Annotated in this window: 24 protein-coding genes; 9 read left to right on the top strand and 15 right to left on the bottom strand. The window is 63.8% G+C overall.

Going from position 1 to position 23,489, the window contains the following annotated elements:
* Nucleotides 1–26 precede the first annotated feature (26 nt).
* The gene (locus ACNEOT_RS18220) at nucleotides 27–473 is read left to right on the top strand and encodes a VOC family protein (RefSeq protein WP_415975752.1); all 447 of its coding nucleotides are present in this window, start codon (nucleotides 27–29) and stop codon (nucleotides 471–473) included.
* 25 nt (nucleotides 474–498) lie between these two features.
* Here the strand turns inward: ACNEOT_RS18220 and ACNEOT_RS18215 are convergent, their stop codons facing one another.
* A complete protein-coding gene (locus tag ACNEOT_RS18215) occupies nucleotides 499–2,004 on the bottom strand; it encodes a protein adenylyltransferase SelO (protein ID WP_415975751.1) in 1,506 nt (501 codons plus the stop codon).
* A gap of 195 nt (nucleotides 2,005–2,199) precedes the next feature.
* Nucleotides 2,200–3,096: a LysR family transcriptional regulator gene (locus tag ACNEOT_RS18210; RefSeq protein ID WP_415975750.1), complete on the bottom strand. Its 897-nt coding sequence runs from the start codon at nucleotides 3,094–3,096 to the stop codon at nucleotides 2,200–2,202.
* Between the two features lie 115 nt (nucleotides 3,097–3,211).
* Here ACNEOT_RS18210 and ACNEOT_RS18205 point away from each other — a divergent pair, with 115 nt between their 5' ends.
* Nucleotides 3,212–4,708 carry a CoA-acylating methylmalonate-semialdehyde dehydrogenase gene (locus tag ACNEOT_RS18205; protein ID WP_415975748.1) on the top strand — a complete coding sequence of 499 codons (1,497 nt, stop codon included), beginning with the start codon at nucleotides 3,212–3,214 and terminating at the stop codon, nucleotides 4,706–4,708.
* Between the two features lie 206 nt (nucleotides 4,709–4,914).
* Here ACNEOT_RS18205 and ACNEOT_RS18200 read toward each other — a convergent pair whose 3' ends face one another.
* The 3 genes from ACNEOT_RS18200 to ACNEOT_RS18190 all read right to left on the bottom strand — a co-directional run bounded on the left by ACNEOT_RS18200 (nucleotide 4,915) and on the right by ACNEOT_RS18190 (nucleotide 7,753).
* Nucleotides 4,915–6,144: a globin domain-containing protein gene (locus ACNEOT_RS18200; protein ID WP_415975747.1), complete on the bottom strand. Its 1,230-nt coding sequence runs from the start codon at nucleotides 6,142–6,144 to the stop codon at nucleotides 4,915–4,917.
* 42 nt (nucleotides 6,145–6,186) lie between these two features.
* Nucleotides 6,187–6,627 carry an RrF2 family transcriptional regulator gene (locus tag ACNEOT_RS18195; RefSeq protein WP_415975746.1) on the bottom strand — a complete coding sequence of 147 codons (441 nt, stop codon included), beginning with the start codon at nucleotides 6,625–6,627 and terminating at the stop codon, nucleotides 6,187–6,189.
* A gap of 97 nt (nucleotides 6,628–6,724) precedes the next feature.
* Entirely contained in the window at nucleotides 6,725–7,753 is a 1,029-nt protein-coding gene (locus ACNEOT_RS18190) for a nitronate monooxygenase (RefSeq protein ID WP_415975745.1), read from the bottom strand.
* Between the two features lie 101 nt (nucleotides 7,754–7,854).
* Between ACNEOT_RS18190 and ACNEOT_RS18185 the strand changes: the two genes are divergently transcribed.
* Nucleotides 7,855–8,718 carry a LysR family transcriptional regulator gene (locus ACNEOT_RS18185; RefSeq protein WP_415975743.1) on the top strand — a complete coding sequence of 288 codons (864 nt, stop codon included), beginning with the start codon at nucleotides 7,855–7,857 and terminating at the stop codon, nucleotides 8,716–8,718.
* Nucleotides 8,719–8,861: 143 nt separating this feature from the next.
* Here ACNEOT_RS18185 and ACNEOT_RS18180 read toward each other — a convergent pair whose 3' ends face one another.
* Complete coding sequence (locus ACNEOT_RS18180; RefSeq protein WP_415975742.1) at nucleotides 8,862–10,055, bottom strand: YbfB/YjiJ family MFS transporter; 1,194 nt, start codon at nucleotides 10,053–10,055, stop codon at nucleotides 8,862–8,864.
* Between the two features lie 256 nt (nucleotides 10,056–10,311).
* On the opposite strand from ACNEOT_RS18180, the gene ACNEOT_RS18175 reads away from it, so the two are divergent.
* From ACNEOT_RS18175 to ACNEOT_RS18160, 4 genes are all read left to right on the top strand, one after another.
* Nucleotides 10,312–11,298, top strand: coding sequence for an NAD(P)H-dependent flavin oxidoreductase (locus ACNEOT_RS18175; RefSeq protein ID WP_415975741.1), 987 nt, complete (start codon nucleotides 10,312–10,314; stop codon nucleotides 11,296–11,298).
* Nucleotides 11,299–11,379: 81 nt separating this feature from the next.
* Entirely contained in the window at nucleotides 11,380–12,789 is a 1,410-nt protein-coding gene (locus ACNEOT_RS18170; RefSeq protein ID WP_415975739.1) for an MFS transporter, read from the top strand.
* Between the two features lie 21 nt (nucleotides 12,790–12,810).
* On the top strand, nucleotides 12,811–13,224 hold the full coding sequence (locus ACNEOT_RS18165; RefSeq protein ID WP_415975737.1) for a tautomerase family protein: 414 nt from the start codon (nucleotides 12,811–12,813) through the stop codon (nucleotides 13,222–13,224).
* A gap of 172 nt (nucleotides 13,225–13,396) precedes the next feature.
* Nucleotides 13,397–14,290: a LysR substrate-binding domain-containing protein gene (locus ACNEOT_RS18160; protein ID WP_415975736.1), complete on the top strand. Its 894-nt coding sequence runs from the start codon at nucleotides 13,397–13,399 to the stop codon at nucleotides 14,288–14,290.
* Between the two features lie 22 nt (nucleotides 14,291–14,312).
* Here the strand turns inward: ACNEOT_RS18160 and ACNEOT_RS18155 are convergent, their stop codons facing one another.
* The 3 genes from ACNEOT_RS18155 to ACNEOT_RS18145 form a co-directional block, all read right to left on the bottom strand.
* Nucleotides 14,313–15,128, bottom strand: coding sequence for an ABC transporter ATP-binding protein (locus ACNEOT_RS18155; protein ID WP_415975734.1), 816 nt, complete (start codon nucleotides 15,126–15,128; stop codon nucleotides 14,313–14,315).
* Entirely contained in the window at nucleotides 15,125–16,090 is a 966-nt protein-coding gene (locus ACNEOT_RS18150; protein WP_415976357.1) for a FecCD family ABC transporter permease, read from the bottom strand. Before ACNEOT_RS18150 ends, ACNEOT_RS18155 begins: the two co-directional genes overlap by 4 nt.
* A gap of 98 nt (nucleotides 16,091–16,188) precedes the next feature.
* Nucleotides 16,189–17,235 carry an ABC transporter substrate-binding protein gene (locus tag ACNEOT_RS18145; RefSeq protein ID WP_415975733.1) on the bottom strand — a complete coding sequence of 349 codons (1,047 nt, stop codon included), beginning with the start codon at nucleotides 17,233–17,235 and terminating at the stop codon, nucleotides 16,189–16,191.
* Nucleotides 17,236–17,412: 177 nt separating this feature from the next.
* Between ACNEOT_RS18145 and ACNEOT_RS18140 the strand changes: the two genes are divergently transcribed.
* Nucleotides 17,413–17,832: a nitroreductase/quinone reductase family protein gene (locus tag ACNEOT_RS18140; RefSeq protein WP_415975731.1), complete on the top strand. Its 420-nt coding sequence runs from the start codon at nucleotides 17,413–17,415 to the stop codon at nucleotides 17,830–17,832.
* 30 nt (nucleotides 17,833–17,862) lie between these two features.
* Here ACNEOT_RS18140 and ACNEOT_RS18135 read toward each other — a convergent pair whose 3' ends face one another.
* A complete protein-coding gene (locus ACNEOT_RS18135; protein ID WP_415975729.1) occupies nucleotides 17,863–18,252 on the bottom strand; it encodes a DUF6114 domain-containing protein in 390 nt (129 codons plus the stop codon).
* Nucleotides 18,246–18,830, bottom strand: a complete 585-nt coding sequence (locus ACNEOT_RS18130; protein WP_415975728.1) for a DUF6230 family protein — start codon at nucleotides 18,828–18,830, stop codon at nucleotides 18,246–18,248. The genes ACNEOT_RS18135 and ACNEOT_RS18130 overlap by 7 nt, the downstream gene beginning before the upstream one ends.
* Nucleotides 18,831–19,101: 271 nt before the next feature.
* Here ACNEOT_RS18130 and ACNEOT_RS18125 point away from each other — a divergent pair, with 271 nt between their 5' ends.
* Nucleotides 19,102–20,163: a diguanylate cyclase gene (locus ACNEOT_RS18125; RefSeq protein WP_415975726.1), complete on the top strand. Its 1,062-nt coding sequence runs from the start codon at nucleotides 19,102–19,104 to the stop codon at nucleotides 20,161–20,163.
* A gap of 16 nt (nucleotides 20,164–20,179) precedes the next feature.
* Here the strand turns inward: ACNEOT_RS18125 and ACNEOT_RS18120 are convergent, their stop codons facing one another.
* The 4 genes from ACNEOT_RS18120 to ACNEOT_RS18105 are packed head-to-tail and all read right to left on the bottom strand — an operon-like array spanning nucleotide 20,180 to nucleotide 23,370.
* Entirely contained in the window at nucleotides 20,180–21,406 is a 1,227-nt protein-coding gene (locus tag ACNEOT_RS18120) for an MFS transporter (protein ID WP_415975725.1), read from the bottom strand.
* A complete protein-coding gene (locus ACNEOT_RS18115) occupies nucleotides 21,403–21,915 on the bottom strand; it encodes a cyclophilin-like fold protein (RefSeq protein ID WP_415975724.1) in 513 nt (170 codons plus the stop codon). The genes ACNEOT_RS18120 and ACNEOT_RS18115 overlap by 4 nt, the downstream gene beginning before the upstream one ends.
* Nucleotides 21,908–22,324 (bottom strand): cupin domain-containing protein, encoded by a 417-nt coding sequence (locus tag ACNEOT_RS18110; RefSeq protein WP_415975722.1) that lies wholly within the window; start codon nucleotides 22,322–22,324, stop codon nucleotides 21,908–21,910. The genes ACNEOT_RS18115 and ACNEOT_RS18110 overlap by 8 nt, the downstream gene beginning before the upstream one ends.
* 41 nt (nucleotides 22,325–22,365) lie before the next feature.
* Nucleotides 22,366–23,370, bottom strand: coding sequence for a zinc-dependent alcohol dehydrogenase family protein (locus ACNEOT_RS18105; RefSeq protein ID WP_415976356.1), 1,005 nt, complete (start codon nucleotides 23,368–23,370; stop codon nucleotides 22,366–22,368).
* Nucleotides 23,371–23,489: the final 119 nt, after the last annotated feature.

The following is a 23,489-nucleotide window of genomic DNA, read 5'->3' as shown; positions in this document are numbered from 1 at the left end:
ACGCATCAGGCAAAGGCTCTCTTGACATGTCCTTCCGAATCCTTCGCTCCGACCATGTGGGCTTCTCCGTGAGTTCCCTCGATGACGCCCTTCTGTTCTGGATCGACGGTCTCGGCGCGACCCTGGAACGCACCGGTGAGATGGGTGAAGAGTTTCTCGGAGAGGTCACCGGAGCGCACGGCGCGGCAGTCCGGATGGCGGTGGTTTCCGTCGCGGGTCAGACGATCGAGCTGCTGGAATACCGCAACGTGAATGGAGAGCGGGGGTCGTCTCGACCCTACGATCCAGGTTTCGCGCATCTTGCATTCGAAGTCGACAACATCGATGCGGTCCTGAGTCGCATCGCGGACTTCGGTTGGACGGCGCAAGGAACTCCACAAACGATTGCCGGCGGTGCCAAGATGGGCACCCGAGTGATGTACGCAGTAGGCCCGGATGGCAAGACCATCGAATTCATGGAGCCTCCACAGTGACGAGAAGCCCGGTTCACTCGGGAAGTCATGTACCGCAGAACGTCTGAAAACCCGCGCTGAAGTTCTCGGGCGCAGGGAGGGCGTAGTCGGACCACTCGTCGCGCCGATCGAACGGTGACGTGACGACCTCGAGCAGGCGCTCGAAAAGCTCCAGATCGCCCTCGGTTGCAGCCTGTAATGCGGCGTCGACCAGGTGATTGCGGGGGATGTACACCGGGTTGACGCGATCCATCTCGTCGGCGACCGATGAAAGGTCAAGGCCCCGAGCGGATATCGCAACCCGCCAACGCTCGAGCCAACTGGTGGACGCGTCGGGCGGGACGAGGGAGTCGATCGGTGCCGAGTTCCCGCGCAGGTTCTCGGCGAGGGCCCGGAAGGTCTGGGTCCAGTCGGCGCGATGGTCTGTGAGCAGTCGAAGCAGGCCGTCGACGAGCTCCGCGTCCACCGCAGCTGCCTCGAGGCCGAGCTTGGCGGCCATCGCCGTCGAGTAGTGCTTGCGGTATCGATCCCCGTACGTATCGAGAACCGCAGTCAGGGCCGAAATTGCATCGTCGGGCACCGAATTCACCAGCGGCAGAAGTGTTTCGCCGAATCGGGCCAGGTTCCAACCGAGCACTGCGGGTTGGTTGCCGTAGGCATAGCGTCCGCCGTGGTCGATGGAGCTGAACACCGTTGCGGGATCGTAGGCGTCCAGGAAGGCACACGGACCGTAGTCGATGGTTTCGCCGGAGATCGTCGTGTTGTCGGTGTTCATGACTCCGTGCACGAATCCGACCGACATCCATTGCGCGACAAGGGACGCCTGGGCATCGACGACGGCCTCGAAGAACGCGAGGTAGCGATCTCCGGCAGGAAGCTCGAGAAATGCAGGGTAGTGCCGGGCGATCGCGTAGTCCGCAAGGCTCTGCACGAGTCCTTCTCTGCGGGCGGCGAACTCGAACGTGCCCACCCGCAGATGGCTCGACGCGACCCTGGCGAGTACCGCGCCGGGCTGCGGACCGCCCTCGCGTACAACCTGTTCGCCGGTCGTGACGACGGCGAGTGAGCGCGTGGTGGGGATGTCGAGGGCGTGCATCGCTTCGCTGATCAGATACTCGCGCAGCATGGCTGCCACCACCGCGCGCCCGTCACCGCCACGCGAGAACGGGGTAGCGCCGGACCCTTTGAGATGCAGATCGACTCGACGGCCGTGATCGTCACGAAGCTCGCCCAGCAGCAGTGCGCGGCCGTCGCCCAGCAGTGGCTGGAAGTTGCCGAATTGATGGCCCGCATAAGCCATCGCCACCGTGACGGTATCGGCCGGAGGAACGGATCCGGACAGCACGCCTGCACCCTCGACAGTGCGCAGAGACGCTGGGTCGAGCGCGAGCGACCGAGCCAGGGCGTCGTTCAGTGTCAGCACTCGAGGGTCGGGAGCGTGGGTGCCCTGCCACGGCAATGTGACGCCGGGAACCTGGTCGGCAAACGTCCTCTCGAACCCGAATGCGGGCAGGTTCGTGGTCGGAACTGCCGGCCTCGTGGATTCGCTCATCGTCAAGGGATACCACGAATCACAGGTCCCCAATCCCTGGCTGCGCTACCGCTACTCCAGTCTCGCCCACCGCGTACGAAAGAGGCCGGAGGTTCGTTCGCTGATCTGGAGTGAGGGTGACTATTGTCGAACGCCCCAGCCGAGGGCGTCCCGTTCTTTCGATCCTTTCGAGGCGATGAAGCGTCGACGGCGTTGTCAAGTATGAATCTGCTCGAGGTGGGGACTGTCCGCGACGGTGTCATCGAGGAAGTCGTTCACGGCGTTCACCCGCGCGAGGCTGGTCAATTCCCGTGGTATCGCGACCCAGTATGTTCGTTCGATTGCGAAGTGCTCGGCTGCAACACGGACAAGGGTGTCGTCCGGGTCGCCGATGTAATTGGGCAGTGGTGCGATTCCCAAGCTGCTCCGGGCCGCGAGCCAATGCCCGGTGATGTTGTTGGTTTGTATCTGGGCGCGGCCGTCGGCGAGGATCGTATCGAGGACCCGCAGAGGCGCAACGTCGAGTAGAGCGCTGACGTACCAGATGACGGTGTGTTCTCTTAGATCGTCGAGCTGCGTAATGGCCGGCGCGAGGCTCAAGTACTCGGGCGTCGCGTACAGATGCAGCGAGTACGTTGCAAGCTTGCGGTATGAAACGAGCCTCGGCGAAGGCTGCTCCAACGTCACCGCCACGTCGAATTCACGAGTGTTGAGCGAATTGTGCTCCGTGGCGGTGACCAGTTCGACATCGAGATCCGGGTGAGTTCGGCGCAGACCGATCAGGTTGGGTGCCAATACGAAGGCGCCGAAACCATCGGGCGCGGCGATGCGTACCGACCCTGTCAACGAGCCGACGGCGGACCTCTGATCCTCGAATGCGGCAACGAGCGCCGATTCGACGGTTTCGGCGTAGGCGACGAGCCGACGCCCGGCCTCCGTCAGCCGCCAGCCTGCCGGGGTGCGATCGAACAGGCGTTGTCCTGCAGCCTTTTCCAAGCTTGTGATCCGGCGGCCGACCGTCGTGTGATCGACGCCGAGAGCGCGGGACGCCTCATTGAGCCGACCGTGCCGAGAGACCTCGAGAAAGAACCGTAAGTGGTCCGCGGTGAACATAGCTCGAAGATAGTCCGCGGCGTGCATTTATGCACTCCACAGTGCTCGATTGGGCTTTGACAACGGCAAGTATGCCGTCGATGCTGGGATGACATTCCCGAGCGAAAGTAGCGACATGACCGAGAACGTGATTGCACATTGGTTGGACGGCAAGCCATTCGGTGGTACGTCCGACCGCACTGCGCCAGTGACCAACCCAGCGACCGGTCAGGTGACCGGGCAGGTGGCCCTGGCTACTGTGGAGGATGCGCGCGCGGTGATCGATTCCGCGGCCGCGGCGTTCCCGGCGTGGCGCGATACGTCGTTGGCGAAGCGCACGGCGGTGCTGTTCGCATTCCGCGAATTGTTGAACGCGAAGAAGGGTGAGCTCGCGGAGATCATCACCGCCGAGCACGGCAAGGTCCTTTCCGATGCGCTCGGTGAGATCTCCCGTGGCCAGGAGGTCGTCGAATTCGCCTGCGGCATTCCGCATCTGCTCAAGGGTGGGTTCACCGAGAACGCGTCGACGAAGGTCGATGTGTATTCGATCCGTCAGCCGGTCGGGCCTGTCGGTATCATTTCTCCGTTCAATTTTCCGGCGATGGTGCCGATGTGGTTCTTCCCCGTCGCGATTGCTGCCGGTAATACCGTTGTTCTCAAGCCCAGTGAGAAGGATCCGACCGCGTCGCTGTGGATGGCCAAGCTCTGGGAGGAAGCGGGCTTGCCTCCTGGGGTGTTCAATGTTCTGCAGGGCGACAAGCTCGCCGTGGACGAGTTGCTCGAGAACAAGGCCATCAAGGCGATCAGCTTCGTCGGTTCGACCCCGATCGCGCAATACGTCTACTCCACCGGCACCTCGCACGGTAAACGAGTTCAGGCGCTCGGCGGAGCGAAGAACCACGCCATCGTCCTGCCGGATGCCGATCTGGACTTGGCGGCCGATGCGATGGTCAACGCCGGGTTCGGTTCTGCCGGTGAGCGATGCATGGCCATCTCCGCAGTGGTCGCCGTCGGGAACATCGCCGACGAGCTGGTCGCGAAGATCGTCGAACGCACCACCCCACTGGTCACCGGCGACGGAACCAAGGGTGTCGACATGGGACCGCTGGTCACCAAGGCGCACCGCGACAAGGTGGCCTCGTACGTCGATGCCGGTGAAGCAGCCGGAGCGACGATCGTCGTCGACGGCCGCACGGTCGAGGCCGACGGGGGTGCTGATGGTTTCTGGTTGGGCCCGACGTTGATCGACAACGTCACCACCGACATGTCCATCTACACCGACGAGATTTTCGGGCCGGTCCTCTCGGTTGTGCGTGTGGACACCTACGATGAGGCGCTCGATCTGATCAACTCGAATCAGTACGGGAACGGCACTGCGATCTTCACCAACGACGGTGGTGCGGCGCGGCGGTTCCAGAACGAGGTCGAGGTCGGGATGGTCGGTATCAACGTTCCGATCCCGGTTCCTATGGCGTACTTCAGTTTCGGTGGGTGGAAGAACAGCCTGTTCGGTGACACCCATGCCCACGGTATGGATGGTGTCCACTTCTTCACCCGCGGTAAGGCCGTCACCAGTCGTTGGCTCGATCCCAGCCATGGTGGCATCAACCTCGGCTTCCCTGAAAACAACTGAGCCCTGAAAACGACTGAGCCCTGAAAACGACTGAGCCCTGAAAACGACTGAGCTGACGAGGTATCGATCGGTAGGTTCCGAAAAGCCCCGCCCCAGCTACGTGCTGGGGCGGGGCTTTCGCTCGACGAAATCGGTCATCGCAGTCGACATGTGCGTTCCATTCGGATTCCGCGACCTGGACGCCTGCGGGGCTGCCGGCCGACGTTTCAGCCGAGCAACCACTCGTCCGGGGCGAAGAGTTCGCAATGGACACGCGACCGGTCCACCCCACTGTCGACGAGTTGCGACTTGACGGCCTGCACGAAACCACTGTTTCCGCAGACGTAGAACGATGCACCCTCAGGAAGATCGACAAGTGTGAGATCCAATCGACCTCGGTGCGCGCCGGCGAAATCGCCGGGTTCCTCGTACCAGAGTTCCAGGACGGCATTCGGTAAGGCGTCGACCAGTTGTCGCTGGCGCGCCCGGAGTGGATGGCCGGCGGGGTTGCGATCTGCGTGAACAACCACCACCTCGGATTGCGCACCCGACAGGGTCAGGTGTTCGAGAATCCCGTTCATGGGCGTGATGCCGATGCCGGCCGAGATCAACACGGCGGGTCCCGCAGCGATGTCGGCTGTCGGTAGATCACCGAACGGGATGCTGATATCGACGACATCCCCGAGTCGGAGACTTGTTGCGATCCAGTTCGACACTTCACCGGCGGGGCAGCCGGCGCTGGCGACGACAGGCTTCACCGCGAAAGTCACTTCGCCTGCGTCAGTAAGGGAGATGAGGCTGTACTGGCGGATCTGGCGCGCGCCGTCGGGCAGAGTCACGCCGACCGAGACGTACCCACCCGGACGCTGATGTCGCAGATCGGGCCAGTCACCGGTCACTCCGAGCACCACGGCCCCGGACGGATCATCGGTGCGTGTGGTGACGATGCCGCGATGAAAGACCTGTCCGGCAACGACTCCCGCGCTTTCGTAGAGCCGGTTCTCGAGATCGATGAGAGTGTGGGCCATCATCCAGTAGACCCGGTCCCAGGCTTCGGCGACCTCTGTCGTGACGGCCTCGGCTCCGAGTACCTCGACGATGGCTGCGAAGAGGTGCTCGTACACGATCGAGTACTGATCGGCCGTGATTCCGAGAGATGCGTGCTTGTGTCCGATCCGGGACAGCAACTCGTCCGGGTGCGGTAGCGCTGGGTCCACCAGATGAGTGGCATAAGTCGCGATCGACGCGGCCAGTGCTCGTTGCTGCGCCCCCTGTGCCTGGTTCCCGCGGTTGAACAGATTTCGCAGAAGTTCCGGTCGGGCGGCGAACATGCGCGCATAGAAGGTCTGCGTGATGGTGTCGATGTTGGCACCGACCAGAGGCAGCGTCGCTCGGATCACCTCGGCATGGGCGGGTTGGAGCTCGTGATCGACGGTGAGTGGGCCGAAGGTGGACATAGATGTTCCTTTCGGAAGACTGCCGAAACCGAAAATGGCAGGTCAGGGTGAGGGGAAAGCGACCATCGCGAGGGGGATGGTGGGCGACGCGGCAAGATCGTCGATCGTGAATCGGTCGAGTTCGCCATAGAACGCTTCTTTGGCGACGGCCAGGGCATGCCGCAGTCGGCAGGCCGCAAGAAGTGGACAGGGCCGGTCTCCTACACACTCGATGACTTCACGATCGCCTTCGAGTTGCCGGATCAGGTGGCCCACCGGTATCGAGCGGCCCTTGTCGGTGAGAAACAGACCGCCGGTGCGGCCGCGCTGGGCACGGACGCAGCCCAAGCCGACCAAGCGTGTAATCGCTTTGGCCACATGATGTTCGGACGCGTTCACTCGCGCTGCGATCGCTCCGGTCGTCATTCGAGGACCGTCGGGGCCGACGGCAGCCAGCAACATCATCGCCCGCAGGGCCAGATCGCTGAAGCGAGTCAGTTGCATGTCTACGACGGTACTAATCCCGCAGGCACGCTGCGAGTTTTTGGGACGTGGGTTCAAACACCACGATTCGTGCGGTTTTTACACCTGGGCTTTCCTGTCACAACGTCGAGGCCAATTCTTCGATGATGCGTGCTGCCGGTTCGGCAGAGGCGCTGCGGTACCCGGCACCGGCCCACAGGTTGATGCCGTGCGGGTCGTCTGCCGAGGCTTTGCGGATGCCGCCGGTCAGGGTGTTGATCGCTGGGTACTGGCGTGAGGATCCGGTGTCGAACCGATCGACGAACTTGTTGCGCAGGGCTCGTGCCGGACGGCCGCTGAAGGCGCGCGTGACCATTGTTTCGGTGAATCGAGGATCGACCAGAGCGGCGGCGTGGGCGGGCTTGGTTCCGGCTTCCGGTGAGCGCAACAAGGCTGTCCCGACTTGAGCTGCGACAGCCCCGTAGCCGAGGACTCGACGGACGTCGGACGCGGTGGTGATTCCGCCTGCTGCCACGATGGGAACCGACACTGCTCGTCGTATCGAGGGAATCAACTCGTCGAGCGAAATCTCCGAACTCTCGGCGTCGATGCGGAAGGTCGAGCGGTGCCCGCCTGCATCGGGGCCTTGCACGCACAGTGAGTCGGCACCGGCATCGACCGCTGCGCGGGCGTCCTCCTCATTTGTGACGGTGACAGTGACAGCGCTGCCGGCGTCGTGGAGGCGGGCGATGGTCTCTGCATCCGGACAACCGAAGGTGAACGAGACGACGGGGACTGCCGCGGCCGCAACAATGTCGAGCTTGTCGCTCCAGAAGTCGTCTGTGTTCTCCACAAGTGCGCTGTCGGAGGGTAACTCGACGCCCAGTTCGTCGGCGTAGGGCTGGAGCAGTGCGCGGTACCGCGCGATGTCCTCGGTGTCGATTACCTGTCCGTCCTCGGGAACGAACAGATTCACCCCGAACGTTTCCGTCCCGGCACCGCGAACGGCAGCGATGTCCGCGGTCAACTTGTCCGGAGTGAGGTACCCGGCGGCGAGGAACCCGAGACCACCTGCGTTCACTACCGCCGTAACCAGCCCTGGTGTCGACGGGCCTCCCGCCATCGGCGCACCGACGACAGGCACCTGCAACGACTCGTAACGGAACATCGACACTCCTCGAGAAGGGTATGGGCGGTCGAGTTCGAGGGTAGAAGACCAGTGCCGCGGCACGCCAATACGTGGAGCGCCGTTGGATATACGCTGGACGTATGGAGGTCGAGCTGAGACACCTGCGTGCGTTGATCGCTCTTGCAGACTGTGGCACGCACACTGCTGCCGCCGCTGAACTGCGAGTTTCGCAACCGACACTGACGCGTTCGGTTCACCAACTCGAAGAGCGTTGCGGGCGTCGATTGATCGAGTCCCGTACTGCCGATCTGACAGAGGATGGATTGGTCGTGCTGGGGCGTGCACGCCGAATTGTGGGGGAACTCGATGCACTGATTGCCGATCTCGACGCGCATCCAGTTGTGCGGCTGGGCTTTGCGTGGCTGTTACCGGACAAGTGGTTCGCGGCCACGCGTGCCTCTCTGGCGCGTCGGCACGGTGTGAACGTGGACGTGCGCCGCGTCGACGACCCTCTTGCGGCCTTGGACGCGGGCGAAGTGGACGTAGCGCTGTATCGGAACCGTCCGCACCAATTGTCTGTCGGGATGGTGACTCGACGGGTAGGGGTGGAACGACGGGTTCTCGCGGCCAGCCGGTCGAATCCTGCGCTCGGCAATGCAACCGAGGTGCGGTGGGGTTCTCTACCTGCCGGCCCACTGGTGGTCAACACGCTGTCCGGTTCAACGGCTGCGGACTCGATCCCGGCCACCGAAAACACTGAAGCACGAGCAGTGATCACCTGCCGAAACTTCGAAGAATGGCTCGAAATCGTCGCTGCCGGAGGCGGTATCGGTATCGTTCCGGAATTGGCTGCGCGCCGAATATCTCACCCCGGTGTTCGTTTTCTACCGATTCCGGACGCGCCCCCTACACAGGTGCGGTTGGCGTGGCGCGACCGACCTGTGCCTGCGCGGGCAGTTCAGTGGTTCCTCGATGTCGCTTTCACCGACCGACCCGAAGCGTGAGATCGTCGACTCGCGCGTGCAGTTCGTGTATCTCATCGACCGAGGTTCGATCCGCTGCGGTATCGAACGAACGGGAATGACTCGGTCACCACGGCAATGTCGCGGCCTCGAATAAGGGCATGGTGCCTTTCAGGCTCGCAGTCTCACCTCCGGCGAGATGTTTTCCGTGCGATGAGCGCGGATACTGCTGTAGCGCAGGCGAGTACGACGAACGCAATGGTGAACGCCACGCCGTAGCCGTCACCGATGACCGGCGCGACCATGAGCGGCCCGAGCATCTGCCCCAAGCCGTAGACGGCGGTCAGGGGTGCCGCGGAGTTCGGCCCGATCAGTGATCGTCCACATTCCATGGTGAGCATGCAGATTCCCATGAAGGTGGCGCCGAACAGTGCGGCGGTAACTATCGCGGTCGTGCTGGAACCGTCGAGTACGGGCAGAATCGTTCCCAGAGTTTGAACCCCCAGCGCGACAGCCAGGGCGATCGGCCAGCCCACTCGGCGAGCAAGAGCTGCCCACAACAGGGTGGCCGGGACGGCAGCGATACCCACGATTGCCCACACCATCGGGCCGGTCGAGTTTTTCGCGTCTCCTACTGCAGCCACGAGGAAAGTCCCGACGACGATGTAGCCGAGCCCTTCGAGAAAGTAGGTCGCCATCAAAGCGATCGCGATCTTGGATCGAGGGAGCCTACTTGTTGTGGTCGAGACGATACCTGTTGCCAGAGATGTCTTTTCGACCGAACGCGGCTGTGCGGAGAACCACAGCGGAAGTAGAAGTAGGGCGGTCAGCGCGGAGGAACCGAGCCACATTTGTTGCCAGGTGGCATTGTCTTCGGTCGCCAACGCCAACAGGCCGGTCAATCCGACCCCCACACCCACGCCCGAAAATGCCACCGAAGCCATGACGGGTGAGACGGTTTTCGATGCGACCAGCGCGGTGACCGTTGCGACGCACGAAATGAACAGACCAGCGCTGGACGCGCCTGCGATGAATCGCAGAGTGGCCCATATTTCGACGTCGGTAGTGGCGGCCATTGCTGCTTCGCTTGCCACCAGCGAGGCTGTCAGGGTGCGAATCATCGCGCGCCCTCGCCACCGCGGGCGAAGGGACAATACGATCGCCGCCAGTAGATAGCCCGCATAGTTCGACGTCGCTACCAGCGCACTCTCACCCGCGCTGACACCGACTGCTTCGGCCATCACCGGCAGTATCGGCGTGTACACGAACCGCCCGATTCCCATCGCTGCCGCAAGGCCCGACGTCGCCGAGGCCACCATCGGACGCGGCGCATCGACTGCCGGATTGTGTTCTGCCGCCACACTCGCGCTCGAAGTCATACTGCGAGGGTAGGAGTCTGGCGCACAGCTGTGAAATGCGCCGATGTCCCAAATCCATACGCGACGCGTATAGATATCCGGAAATCTCGAGCTTGTCCCTGTGGGGTGGAGCCATCTGCCGATCGACGGTGTCGCGTTCGAGTGTTCTGTTTTCGAGAACGCTCCTATCGCTACAAACTGTTGGACCGCGGCACTCGGACGGTCCTATCGTTCTGGCAATTCAGTGTCGCGCATCACACCCGTGCAGGAGTTATTCATGAGCTTGGCAACCCGGTTGACCCACACTTTCGGAATCGAACATCCCATCGTTCTGGCACCGATGGACTACGTCTCCGACGCACGTCTTGCCGGCGCCGTCGCCGCTGCCGGCGGTCTCGGGCTATTGGGGGGCGGCTACGTCGACGAAGCATGGATACGGTCGCAGTTCGACGCCGTCACCTCGAAGTCCGTCGGGTGCGGGTTCATCACCTGGACGCTGAAAGGCAACGAGCATGTTCTCGACCAAGTCCTCGAACGCCGTCCGGCAGCGATTTTCCTGTCCTTTGCGGACCCCGCGCCATACGCACCGGCAATTCGAGCCGCCGGCATTCCATTGATCTGCCAAGTACACAACCTCGAACAGGCGCGTCGGGCAATCGACTGCGGCGCAAACGTTGTCGCCGCGCAGGGCGGCGAAGCGGGCGGACACGGTCTGGGTACTCGATCCACCTTCACCTTGGTTCCCGAAGTCGCGGATCTGTTGCACGAGAGGGCTTCCGAGGTCTTGCTGTTGGCAGCGGGCGGTGTGAGCGACGGCCGGGGGCTTGCCGCCGCCCTCGCCCTCGGTGCCGACGGGGTTCTCGTCGGCACGCGGTTCTGGGCTGCTCACGAGGCTGCCATTCCGCGTGCCGCGCAGCGGAAGGCTCTCGAGCTGAGCGGCGACCACACGATCAGACAACGCGTCTACGACGTGGTCCGAGGAAAGAACTGGCCGGCGCAGTACACCGGTCGCGTGCTGCACAACGACTTCGTCCGTCGGTGGAACGGTAGCGAATCGGCGCTGCGCGAGAACATCGCAGAGACACGAGAGCGCTTTCACGCAGCAGTCGACGCCGAAGACTACGACACCGCCAACATGATTGTCGGGGAGGGCATCGGGCAGATCACGAGCGTGCAGAGCGCGGCCGAGATCATCGCCGACATGTCCGGAGACGCCGAAGCGATTCTCACTCGCCGTGCTCCGGCTCTTGCCCCGACCAACTGACCGTTGTCACCCGCGCGCGGCCGTGATGCGCCACGTGCCCGCACACCTCATTCATTGATCCGCAAACGAACGGGACACCTCATGAGCACACCCACTTCCGGCAAGATAGATGCCGACGCACTATCGGAAACATTGCCACCCAACAAGATTCGTAAGATCATCGCTGCATCGAGTGTCGGAACCCTGATCGAGTGGTACGACTTCTACATTTACGGCAGTTTGGCGGTGGTGTTCTCGGGCATGTTCTTCCCCGGTGGCAATTCCACTGCAGCGCTTCTGGTTACCATTGCGGCCTTCGGCACCGGCTTCGTCGTCCGTCCCATCGGTGCCGTCGTCTTCGGTCGGATGGGCGACCGAGTTGGACGGAAGAAAACGTTCATGACCACCCTGTTGCTCATGGGTGGTGCCACGACGATGCTCGGTTTGATGCCCACATACGACCACATCGGCATCGCCGCACCCATCCTCCTGGTGGTTCTGCGTCTGTTGCAGGGCCTGGCCATCGGTGGAGAATACGGCGGCGCCGTGGTCTACATCGCGGAGAACTCACCCGCAGCCAAACGCGGACTGTTCACCAGCGTGCTTCAGACCACCGCCACCGGCGGACTGCTGCTCTCGATCGGTGTCATCGTGGTGTGTCGTCTTGCTCTCGGCGACGACGCATTCGAGTCGTGGGGTTGGCGTATCCCATTCCTCCTCTCCGCCGTGCTGGTGTTGTTCTCCCTCAAGATCCGGATGAAGATGCACGAGTCGCCCGTGTTCGAGGAAATGCGTCGCAGTGGAAGTCTGTCGAAGTCCCCGATCAAGGACGCAGTGACGAACCGTCCGAGCCTGTCTCTGCTGATGACCGTCCTTGTTGCGGTCACCGCCGGACTAGGGGTCGCGTGGTACACCAGCCAGTTCTACACCCTCTATTTCTTGCAGACGGTGTTGAAGATCGATTTCCTCACCGCCAACCTCTGCATCGGTATTGCGTTGGTCATCGCCACGCCGTTCTTCGTCATCTTCGGCCGCCTCTCCGATACGTATGGGCGTCCGCGGTTCATCGTCGGAGGTCTCGTGCTCTCGGCCGTCAGCTACCTGCCGCTGTTCGCCTGGATACGGGAAGCGGCAGTGAGCGGTCGGAACGTGCAGCTGGTGGTGGCGCTCACCATTCAAGTCATCTTCGTCGCCATGGTGTACGGACCGACGGCAGCCTTCCTGTCCGAACTTTTTCCACCACAGATCCGCTACACCGGCCTATCCCTGGCCTACCACGTCGGAACGGGCGTGTTCGGTGGATTCACTCCGCTGATCGCCCTGGGTGTGGTCACAGCAACCGGAAATCAACTCGCCGGCGTCATCTACCCGATTGCCATCACTGCACTCTCGGCAGTGGCATTCGTGATCCTGCTCCGCCACGGGACGTCGAGTCCCGTAGTACGTCGGGCCTGGGACCACGTTGCCAAGCCGGTGCCAATGAACGACCACGACCTCAGCACCACGCACTGACCACCCGAAACGAGATCAGCCATGCCGCTCGTACGTATCGACCTGACCGCCGACCGACCACCCCAGCAGCGCCGTGCAATTGCAGACGCGATACACAGTTCGTTGGTGGAGGTGCTGGGCATCCCCATGAAGGACCGGTTCCAGATCATCACCGCTCACCAGGCAGAAGACATCATCGCCGATGATGCAGGCCTCGGTTTCGATCGTTCCCCCGCGGTGGTGATCGTGCACATCTTCACCCAGACCGGCCGATCCACGCAGACCAAGCAACACCTGTTCATCGCGGTGTCGGAAGCGCTCGTCGACGTCGGAGTCGGCGAGGAGGACCTGTTCATCGCTGTCTCGGAAAATTCACCGTCGGATTGGTCCTTCGGATTCGGTGCGGCTCAGTACATCACCGGCGAGCTCGAAATCCCGTCGCGCGCCGGAAGCTGATTCACTCGTCTCGAAAGTCCTGGGGAGGCCGGTGCCGGGCCGTAGGATCGGTCTCGGCATCCGGCCTCCATCAAGCGTTGCATGCTCGAAGCCGACCACCCAGCACCATCACCGCCCGCCGGTTCAGGCAGCGGTGCTACGTCTCTTCGTTGCGCGAAGTGGAGCTACCACAATGGAAATCACGGACCTGAACTTCTTTCTCGCCGTAGCAGAATCAGGTGGCATCTCCCGCGCCTCGACGAAGTTGCATACCGTTCAGTCGAACATCAGCACTCGAATCCGCGCACTGGAAGAAGAACTCGGCGTAGAACTCTTCCGCCGGCACGCGCGCGGGGTATCGCTGACCAATGCAGGCCAAGCGTTTCTACCTTTCGCCGAACGTGCCACCGCCCTGATGCGCGAAGCGGCGCACGTCGTCGGCAACGAGGCCGACCCCACCGGCACACTGGCCATCGGATCGATGGAGACCACGGCGGGGCTGCGGTTGCCCGATATCCTGGCGTCGTACACATCGGAGTGTCCGCACGTCGACCTCACGTTGCGAACCGGAACGTCCGCCGATCTCATCGACATGGTGATCGAACATCACCTCGATGGCGCGTTCGTCTGCGGACCGGTCGATCACCCAGATCTCGTCGCCGAACTTGCGTTCGTCGAGGAACTCGCACTCGTCACGACTCAACGGACGGCCGACGTCCGCGAAGCTTTCGCAGAACCGCAGAGAATCCTGGTACTTCGCAGCGGGTGCGCCTATCGCGCCCGCCTCGAGCAGATATTCGCCGACAACGATGTCGCGCACCCCCAGATCCTCGAATTCGGCAGTCTGGAAGGCATTCTCGGCTGTGTCGCGGCGGGAATGGGCAGTACGCTGCTTCCGGTCCCCGTGGTCGCCTCCTCACCTGCTGCCTCTCGGCTGAGGATGTACCACCTGCCGCCGGATCAGGCGCGCGCAGAGACGATGTTCGTTCGACGCGCAGATTCATCGGAATCGCCGGCTATGTCGAACTTCCGGCGTCTGACGCAACTGGCCAGTACGCCCGTGTCGTTGCGATCCGTCGGTCAGTAGAGAACTCGATTCCCCGGGCCGATCAGGGACGTGAGAGTGCCGATACGCCGGAGTCCCGCTTCTCCTCGACGGAGCCGGCCGCCGCGTCGAATCGAATGTGCACTCGTCCGTTGTCGCCGTCCACGGACACGCGCGCCCGCACCTCGTACACCTCGGCGATGAGTTCTTCGGTGAGCACGTCCGCGGGTGTTCCGCCGGCGACTACCGATCCGTTCTTCAGGATCAGCACCTCATCGCAGAACATTGCAGCCAGGTTCAGGTCGTGGAGCGCGACGACGCTGGTGATCGGCAGGCGGGCGACGAGGGCCAGCAGTTCGAGCTGGTGATGGATGTCGAGGTGGTTGGTGGGTTCGTCGAGCAGCATCTCGCGGGGCTGCTGGGCGAGAGCGCGAGCGATGTGCGCCCGCTGCTGCTCACCTCCGGAGAGGATGCGCCACAACCGATCCGCCTTGTCGGTGAGCCCGGTCTGCGCGAGGGCGTCGTCCACTGCGTCCTCGTCGGCGTCGGTGCCGCCGAAGGCTCCGCGGTGCGGAATGCGGCCGAGCCTCACCACGTCCCGAACTGTCACATCCATGTCCGTATGGGCGTGTTGACCGACGACGGCGACGGCGCGGGCGACGTGTTTGCGTTTGAGCGAACCGAGCGCTGCGCCATCGAGTTCGACGACGCCCGAGGTCGGTGACGCAGCCCCGGCCATCAGGTGCAGCAGCGAGGACTTACCGGAACCGTTGGGCCCCAACAGTCCCACCATGCGGCCGGGTGCGGGGTGCAGCGTCACTCCGTCGACCACCAGAGCCCCGCCCCGCTTCCAGGAGACGTTCGACGCGTGCAGAGTCATCGAATTCCTCTCTTGCGAGCCATGATCGCGATGAAGGCAGGTACACCGACCAGAGCGGTTCCGACGCCGACCGGAAGTGGGGTGGGCGCGAACGCCACTCGGGATACGGCGTCGACCCACACCATGAAGATCGCGCCGATGATTGCGGTGGTCGGCACGAGACGGCTGTGGTTGGGCCCCACCAGCAATCGCGCGGCATGCGGAAGAATGAGGCCGACGAAACCGATGGCACCGGCGACGCTGACCAACGTCGCGGTGATCAATGCAGTGCCGACGAGCAGAGCCAGGCGCACCTTCTTGACGTCGAAGCCCAGCGAGGATGCGACCGAGTTGCCGAACGCGAAGGCGTCGAGCACGTAGGCGTAGTAGCAACACACCACCGCGCCGACAGCCGCCACCGTCACGCACAGCACCACGTCGTTCCATCGCACTCCCTCGAACGATCCGAGTAGCCAGAACATGACACCGCGGGTTTCGTCGGAGTCTGCGAATGCGAAAATCACGAAAGAGGTGAGGGCCGAGAACAATTGGGTGGTCGCAACTCCGGCGAGGATGACGCGATCGTTTCCGCTGCCGGACATCCGGGCGAGGAAGAGCACCAGCCCGAATGCGACGAGCGCACCGATGAAGGCGCCCCCGGACAGTCCGAGTGCGGCACCGCCGACACCGAGCACTCCGACCACGACGGCTCCCGTCGAGGCACCCGAGGACACTCCGAGAACGAACGGGTCCGCCAGTGGATTGCGCAGCAGCGACTGCATGATGACGCCGCAGATACCGAGGCCGACGCCGCTTGCGGCGGCAACCAGCGCCCGGGGGAGCCGTTCCTCCCAGACGATCGCGTTCTTGGACACTTTCACAGGAACGTCGGTGACGCCGAGATGATTGAGCACCACATCACGGACGTTGACCAGTGAGATGTTCGCCGGGCCGAGTGTGATGGCGACGAGGATCGACACCAGGCACAGGACGACACCGCCCGCCAGGGCCAACACCCAACGCCACAGATGGCGGGAGTTCGACGATCGCTGGGCGGTGGTCCGGGTGCCGATGGTCGCGGTCAGGACGACAGCCCCAGGTCGCGCAGCCCGGCCGACACCTTCTCGACTCCGTCGACGGCCCTGATCGACGGGTTCATCTCCGCCCCGTGCAGCGAGATGTAGCGCTTGTCCCGGACGGCGGCCATCGTGCTGGTGACGGGGTCGGACTCGAGGAATGCGATCTTGTCGGCGAGCAGGTCACCGGGAAAACGGTTGCGCGCCAGGTCGCCAAGGACGAGGACGGTCGGATCGCGTTCGACCATGGTCTCCCAGCCGACGGCAGGCCAGTCGTCGTCGATATCTGCGAAGACGTTCGACATACCGACCGTCCTCGCGAGCAGGTCGGCCGAGCCGCGCCCGCCTGCGATGTACGGGCTCTTGGTGTCCGCGAACCAGAATGCCACGGAGACATCCGATTTCGCGGTTGTCGCGGTGGCGTCGGCCATACGGGCCTTCAGCTCGTCCACGAACTCGGCACCGCGGGCGTTCACGTCGAAAATTGCCGCGAGTTCGGTGATCTCCTGGTACAGCGAATCCATCGTGAGGGGTGTCGTTCTGGTGTTACCGCCGTTGACGCTGCGGCCGGCATCGCAGTCGGTGGGCGAAAGATAGGTTGCAGCACCGGTTTCCGTGAAACGTGACCGCTCGGCGACGCCGCCCTGCTCGAAGTGGCGTCCGAACGACGCGGTGACGAGATCGGGTTCGGTGTCGACCACGACCTCGTAGGTGGGGGCGTTGTCGGCCAAACGTGGAACCGTCGCGTTGGCCTCGGCGAGGTTCTCGCGGACCGGATCCGTCCAGGAGGCGGTGCCCACCATGCGATCCTGCAGGCCGAGCGAGAGCAGAATTTCGGTGGAGTTCTGGTCGAGTGATACCACTCGCTGTGGGGCGGAGGCGAAGGTCACCGACTCTCCGCAGTTCTCGATCGTCAGGGGATAGGACGTTCCTCCGTCGGTGGCCTCTGCTGCGGCATCGGGTACCTCCTCGGACGCGCCGCAGGCGACGAGTGATCCGACCAGGGCGACCGCGGCGGCGAGGGTTCCGGCACGGCGACGAACGTTGAGCACAGCGGTGTCCTTCGGTTTCAGGCAGCAACGAGCCGCCGGGGATTGCCCGACGGCGCAGCACACCCGAGGTGCGCGTGAGCACAGGCTAACCTTTGACCGGCGGCGATGGAAATCGTCCCGGTTCGGCTACCCGGGAGAACCGGCCCGCCACGACGCCTCGCGCGGCATAATCAGCGAGTGGCCGACTTCAACCAGATGATCATCGACGAGTTCCGTAGCAACGGCGGACATGTGTCCACGGCAGGTTTCGGCGACTCCCTCGTCGTTCTGCACACGATCGGTGCCAAGAGTGGGGAGATTCGACTGAATCCGCTCATGGCCATTCCCGAGGAGGGCAGCTGGTTGGTCGTCGGCTCGGCTGCCGGCTCACCCAAAGACCCTGCCTGGGTGCACAATCTGCGCGCTCATCCTGCCATCGACATCGAGGTTCCTGTGGACGGCGCGGTGCAGACCATCGCAGTGACCGTCTCGGAAGTCCCCGATGGAGAGTGGGCCGGCAGTTGGCAGAAGTTCCTCGATGCCTCGGAGGGTTTCGCGAAGTACCTCGAGACGGCCGAGGGTCGCCGGTTCCCGATTTTCCGTCTGTCTCCTGCCTGACCGTCGTGCATCGCGGAAAGTGTTGCGGCCCTACACCTTAGGCTCGACTGGACGCCACGCAAGTGCGGCGGCCGACCCGAAGACACCCAGGACGGTGCCCACGACGAAGCCACCGAAATTGGCCGCAGGAAGCGCCACCAGTGCCAGCAGCATGGCCGCGACTCCCGCTGGAACACGTCCTGCAGGCTGTAACAGAACCGTGCACGCGCACACGAGCATCAACGCACCGAGCAACAACGTCGACACCCCGGCAATGGTGCTGATCGAGATCAGCAGATCGCCGACGCGAAACGTCGAGAACGTCGGTATCAGTAGACACAACCCGGATATCGCCAGAAGTGCGCCGCCCCGGAACGGCCGCGAAGACCGCCACGAGCGAAATCGTGCTCGACGGCCCGGTGTTTCCGATGGCGTCAACACGACGCGTCGCGACCCTCGACCGTCACCGCGAGACCTTGCAGCGATGCCCCCGTTGCGGTGAGCGAGATGATGTCGATCGTGGTCGTCGATGCCCATGACTCGCCCACTTGCACAGCCGAGGTCTGTGAGCCGGTCACCTCACCCAACGCGTTGGCGTCGAGACCGAGCCGCACATCGGCAACGGTGAGCGATCCGCCGACGGACGCGACGTCGACGACGAGGCTTTCGGCAGTGGTGCTGTCGCCGGGAACCCGAGCGAACAAGGTGACGTCGCCGAGAAACGGCAGTCCGCGTGCCACCGTGGACAGGCAGACGTCCGACAGTTGTGCCTGGTCGATCTTCACGGCGATGCTCGGCATCTCGCCTGCCGCAGTGCTCACCGCGCGTGGATAGACAGTGATGCCCTGGGCCCCGACAGCGGAGACCGTCCCGGTGAACGTCTGCCCGGACAGTGCCAGATTCATCGGAAGTTGGCCGGTCGCGATCCCGCCGCCGATGATCGTCACCCCGATCATTCCGAGCCCGGCGAAGAGAACGAAACGGCCGCGATGGATCGCGCCGCTAGCGATGGAGATCAAATCCGATGCAATGCCCGACGGGTCTGCCTGTATTCGTCACGTGTGTCCGTTTCCTGTTGCCCCGGACGGTGCATCCCCCGAGGCCACGGTCGGTAAACCATTCCGGCGTCGAGGGTGGTCGAGGTAACGCACGGGGCAGTCCCGTCGTTCCGGTTTCGACAAGCGTTGTGCCCTGGCAGAATGGCGGCGTCGCCACGGGACTCGGGGTCGGCTCGGTGCACGAGCGTCGGGTCGTGGCGGCGTTTCCCTCGTACTCTAAGGCCGAACTCGCATGCATCTGCTTCGACGATGGTGGTCTTTTCCTGCGAATTTCGCCTGGTCGGCGGCCTACCATCGCTCGAGTCCGCTACTGAGCCGCGTTCACGTCGCGGTCGGCGTCTGGTGCGGGTTCTTCGCGGTTGTGTGCCTCGCCGCCGCGCACACTCCTGCCGGCTTCGAGTCCGGTGCCGCCGAGACAGCCGGCTATGCGATTGCCGTGGCGAACATGCTCGTCGGAGCAGCGTGGGTTCGCGGACCGTTTCCGTCGGAGAGGGTGTCTCGGCTGTTCGTTGCTTACATCGAGGTCACGATCGTCGCGATGTTGTTTTTGGTGGCCGATCCATTCGTGGCGCTCCCCGGCGCGGCAGCGCTGGGAATCATCGGCAGCTACATCGCTGCGTTTCACAGCCCGAAGTTGTTCATGGCTCATCAGAGTCTGACCATGGCGGTGGTCGGCGCTCTGCTGGTGCGGGCGGTCGCAGAACCGGACGCCGATGTGGTGCTCGCCTGCGGGTACGTCATTCTGTTGACACTGATCTTGTTCTCTGCGCCCATCCTGACCCAGGCACTGCTGTTGCTGTTGCGCAGCGACGCGGCCACAGCCTTCTACGATCCACTGACCGGCCTGCGGAACAGGCGGGGATTGGACGCGGCGATCACTCAGCGAGGTGACGTCCCGGTTATCGACCGCACCGCTGCGGTCCTCGTCGTGGATCTCGATGGGTTCAAGCAGGTGAACGATCGTTTCGGCCACGCGCACGGCGATGTCGTGCTCCGCGCGACGGCCTCCGCGATCGACGCCGCCTTCCCAGCACCGGCGATCACCGCGCGTACCGGAGGCGAGGAATTCGTGATCCTCACCTACGTCGACACTGTCTCGGCGACCGACCAGGTCACCGGTCTGCAGAATCGGTTGGCAGCCGATTCGGAGGTGGGAGTCACCGTGAGCGTCGGTGGTGCTCACCTTCCTGCCACCTCCGTTACCTGCGACTTCGGGCAGGCCTGGAGCAGAGCGGACGTTGCGATGTATGCCGCCAAGCGGGCGGGCGGAAATTCGATGTCGTTCGACGATTGACGTTTTCCGGGCTGGGTCATCCGGTCGGGGAGTCACGCCGGGCACTGGCGCGGCGATTCTCGACGGTCAGCACGGCGATCGGAACCAGTGCCGTGACGGTGACCACTGCACCCATCACGGCTGGACCCGACGTCGACAGTGATGTGGACAAAGTCAGGCCGGCGACGGCGGATCCGCCGGCCGTGCCGAGATTGAAGGCCGCGGTGGCCAGCGCCGAGGCCAGAGGCGAATCACCGTCGGCATGACGCATCGTCTCGGCGATGAGCACGGGATTCGCGCCGAGTCCCGACGCGCCGAGCACGACGATCAACGCTGCGGCGATCGTGGGGTGGCCGGCCCAAAAAGCAAGGGCTGCAAGCCCTATCGAGGTCACGGCAACGGCGATCGCGATGGTCGCGATCGGATACCTGCCACCGGTCCTTCCGGCAACCGCGTTCCCGAGCAGTCCGCCGATACCGAAGCCCACGAGAATCAGGGGCACCAGGGCCGGGGCGATGCCGGAGCGGTCCGTGAGCAACGGAGTGATGTAGCTGTACGCACCCAGGAAGCCGGCTTGCGCGAGCACGATGGCGGCCAACACCACCCACATCCTCCATCGACGGACAGTCGACACCGCAACAGCGACCGAGATGTCTGTCCGGATCGCATCGTTCGGTGCCACCCGGCGCACGACGAATGCGGCGATCGTTGCCAGCACCGCCAAAATCCAGAACGGCCCACGCCAGCCGGTGATCTGACCGGCGAAAGTTCCCAGCGGAACCCCGGCAACCACGGCGAGACCGAGTCCCGAGGACAAGACGGCCATCGCCCGCGCGCCGGTTCCAGGGCTCGCGAGGCGTAGCGCCATGACTGCCGCGACGGCCCAGAACGTTCCGGTTGCGAGCGCGGTGAGGACACGCGAGGCGGTGACGACGTGGAACGAGGTGCTCGTTGCCCCCACAACGTGACCGATCGCGAATACCAACAGTGACACCACCAACGTGGTTCGCGGAGGCAAACGCATGGTCACCAGCGCCATCACCGGTGGACCCACGATCATGCCGACGGCGAACGCAGTGATCAGCAGGCCTGCCCTGGCGACGTCGACATCGAGGTCGGCAGCTACATCGGGCAGCAGCCCCGCGATCATGAACTCGGTGGTCCCCATCAGAAAGATGCCGGCAGCCAGCACGTAGGTGACGCCCGGTGGCCTCGTCGGTGCGCGTTCGGTCAGGCTTTCGGGGATCACCTGTGACTTGTTCACGATGTCACCTCCGCTGTGACGGAGCCGGTTTCGAGACCGGCCAATTGTTCGGCCGTCGCATCGAAGGTGCCCAGGTGGACTGTGTCGTCGGAGAATTCGATTCCCGTTGCGTCGTAGTAGAACACGAGGTTTCCCCACGGGGCGTAGTAGACGAAGTCGCCGTTGTCCGGATCCGATCCGGGCACCCCGGTGTGCGTCAACGCTCGGGGCAGGTAAGCGATCTTCTCGCTGCCTGCGTGGTCGTCGACCGTCAGTGTGAGGGGCAGCATGGCCACCAGATCCCTCGTCGCGGCGGTGTCGTTGTCGATGACCACGTCGACCGTGTGTCGGTCGTTCCGGAATCGCACCACCGTGCCGGCAACGTTCCCGGCTTCGGGAGCGGAGGTCACGGGACCGGCGGCCGTCGTAAGCGTCTGTGTTGCAGCCTCTTCGGTGGTCGAAGAGCATGATGTGAGGAGCAGTACCGAGGCGGACAGGCCTGCGATCGTCCGGCTCCGCCCGTCAGTCATGTTCTGCTGTCGGCGCTTCGGAGTATTCTTCGTTCGTCACGGGCTCGAGCCACTGCACGACATCGTGCGCATCGTCGCTTTCGTTGATCGCCAGATGCACCATCAGACGGTCGGGAGCGGCACCGTGCCAATGCTCTTCGTCGGCATCGAACAACACTCGGTCGCCCGGGCGAATGACTTCGACGGGACCACCGCGACGCTGACACAGGCCAACACCCTCGGTGACGAACACGGTCTGTGAAAGCGGATGACGATGCCAGTGTGTGCGTGCCCCCGGCATGAAATGAACGAGATTGGCCGACACTCGCGACGGCTCCGGCGCGGCGGCTACCGCGTCGATGTACACGTCACCGGTGAACCAGGCCGAGGGGCCCTCGACGGTGCTGATGCTGCTACGAACGATGTCCATTTGTTCGGCTCCAATTCTGTTGTGGTCGAGAGGAATCGACGTCAGAGGGTGAGTAGGACCTTGGTTGCGCGGCGCTGGTCCATCGCGTCGTAGGCTTCGGCTGCGCGGTCCAGGGGAAGCATGAGGTCGAAAACTTTGCCGGGGTCGATGGAGCGGCTCCAGATCAGGTCGATCAGCTCGGGAAGGAACCGACGTACGGGTGCGGGGCCGCCGTGCAGGTGAACGCCGGAGAAGAACAACTCGTCGCCCGGCAGCGAAACATCGTGTGCGACGCCGACATATCCGACGTGACCCCCGGGTCGGGTCGATCGAATGGCCTGCATCATCGATTCCTGGGTGCCCACGGCCTCGATCACACTGTGTGCGCCGAGTCCGCCTGTCAGTGCCTTGATTCGCGCGACGCCGTCGGCACCGCGCTCCTCGACGATGTCGGTGGCACCGAACTCGCGGGCAAGCTTCTGCCGGTCGCGGTGTCGGCTCATTGCGATGATGCGATCGGCACCGAGTCGGTTCGCGGCGAGCACTCCGAGCAGTCCCACCGCGCCGTCCCCGACCACTGCCACGGTCTTGCCCGGGCCCACCTCGGCGGCAACGGCCGCGAACCAGCCGGTTCCCAGCACGTCCGACGCGGCGAGCAGTGACGGAATCAGGTCGTCGTCGGGGACGCCGGGGGTGGCCACGAGGGTGCCGTCCGCGAGTGGAATCCGGGCGAACTCGGCCTGGGTGCCGATCTCGCCCATGATCTGCGCGTGGACGCAGCGGGACTGATATCCGGCCCGGCAGATCTCGCAGGTGTTGTCCGAGGCGAAAAAGGACCCGACGACGAAGTCGCCCACCTCGATCGTGGTTACGGCGCTCCCGATTTCGGTGACGGTGCCGACGTACTCGTGACCCATCGGCGTGCGGTCCGCGTGGTCGGCACCGCGGTACGGCCACAGGTCGGAGCCGCACACACACGTCGCGGCCAATCGGATGACGGCATCGGTGGGCTCGATGATTGTCGGGTCGGGTCGCTGCACGACGCGAACGTCTCCGGGCTTGTTCATCACGACTGCGCGCACGGGTTCTCCTTCGATCGAATGGCAAGTGCTCGTGTTGCCAATCAACCACCGGTCGCGGGGTCGGGGGAGTCCCTGACGAGGGGTGTACCGCCAGGGCATCGCTC

The sequence above is a fragment of the Rhodococcus sp. 077-4 genome (assembly GCF_047782425.1).
In the GTDB taxonomy this organism is placed as follows: Bacteria; Actinomycetota; Actinomycetes; order Mycobacteriales; family Mycobacteriaceae; genus Rhodococcoides.
Note: the sequence above shows the minus strand (reverse complement) of the source record. Positions and strands in the feature narration are given on the sequence as shown.

Bases quoted from the DNA above. Each gene is read 5' to 3' on its own strand.
- ACNEOT_RS18220 (WP_415975752.1), top strand. From the start codon at position 27: ATGTCCTTCCGAATCCTTCGCTCCGACCATGTGGGCTTCTCCGTGAGT.
- ACNEOT_RS18200 (WP_415975747.1), bottom strand. From the start codon at position 6,144: ATGTCCACCTTCGGCCCACTCACCGTCGATCACGAGCTCCAACCCGCC.
- ACNEOT_RS18115 (WP_415975724.1), bottom strand. From the start codon at position 21,915: ATGACTGACGGGCGGAGCCGGACGATCGCAGGCCTGTCCGCCTCGGTA.
- ACNEOT_RS18175 (WP_415975741.1), top strand. From the start codon at position 10,312: ATGAGCTTGGCAACCCGGTTGACCCACACTTTCGGAATCGAACATCCC.
- ACNEOT_RS18210 (WP_415975750.1), bottom strand. From the start codon at position 3,096: ATGTTCACCGCGGACCACTTACGGTTCTTTCTCGAGGTCTCTCGGCAC.
- ACNEOT_RS18185 (WP_415975743.1), top strand. From the start codon at position 7,855: ATGGAGGTCGAGCTGAGACACCTGCGTGCGTTGATCGCTCTTGCAGAC.
- ACNEOT_RS18110 (WP_415975722.1), bottom strand. From the start codon at position 22,324: ATGGACATCGTTCGTAGCAGCATCAGCACCGTCGAGGGCCCCTCGGCC.
- ACNEOT_RS18165 (WP_415975737.1), top strand. From the start codon at position 12,811: ATGCCGCTCGTACGTATCGACCTGACCGCCGACCGACCACCCCAGCAG.
- ACNEOT_RS18170 (WP_415975739.1), top strand. From the start codon at position 11,380: ATGAGCACACCCACTTCCGGCAAGATAGATGCCGACGCACTATCGGAA.
- ACNEOT_RS18180 (WP_415975742.1), bottom strand. From the start codon at position 10,055: ATGACTTCGAGCGCGAGTGTGGCGGCAGAACACAATCCGGCAGTCGAT.
- ACNEOT_RS18155 (WP_415975734.1), bottom strand. From the start codon at position 15,128: ATGACTCTGCACGCGTCGAACGTCTCCTGGAAGCGGGGCGGGGCTCTG.
- ACNEOT_RS18105 (WP_415976356.1), bottom strand. From the start codon at position 23,370: ATGAACAAGCCCGGAGACGTTCGCGTCGTGCAGCGACCCGACCCGACA.
- ACNEOT_RS18195 (WP_415975746.1), bottom strand. From the start codon at position 6,627: ATGCAACTGACTCGCTTCAGCGATCTGGCCCTGCGGGCGATGATGTTG.
- ACNEOT_RS18190 (WP_415975745.1), bottom strand. From the start codon at position 7,753: ATGTTCCGTTACGAGTCGTTGCAGGTGCCTGTCGTCGGTGCGCCGATG.
- ACNEOT_RS18125 (WP_415975726.1), top strand. From the start codon at position 19,102: ATGCATCTGCTTCGACGATGGTGGTCTTTTCCTGCGAATTTCGCCTGG.
- ACNEOT_RS18160 (WP_415975736.1), top strand. From the start codon at position 13,397: ATGGAAATCACGGACCTGAACTTCTTTCTCGCCGTAGCAGAATCAGGT.
- ACNEOT_RS18205 (WP_415975748.1), top strand. From the start codon at position 3,212: ATGACCGAGAACGTGATTGCACATTGGTTGGACGGCAAGCCATTCGGT.
- ACNEOT_RS18215 (WP_415975751.1), bottom strand. From the start codon at position 2,004: ATGAGCGAATCCACGAGGCCGGCAGTTCCGACCACGAACCTGCCCGCA.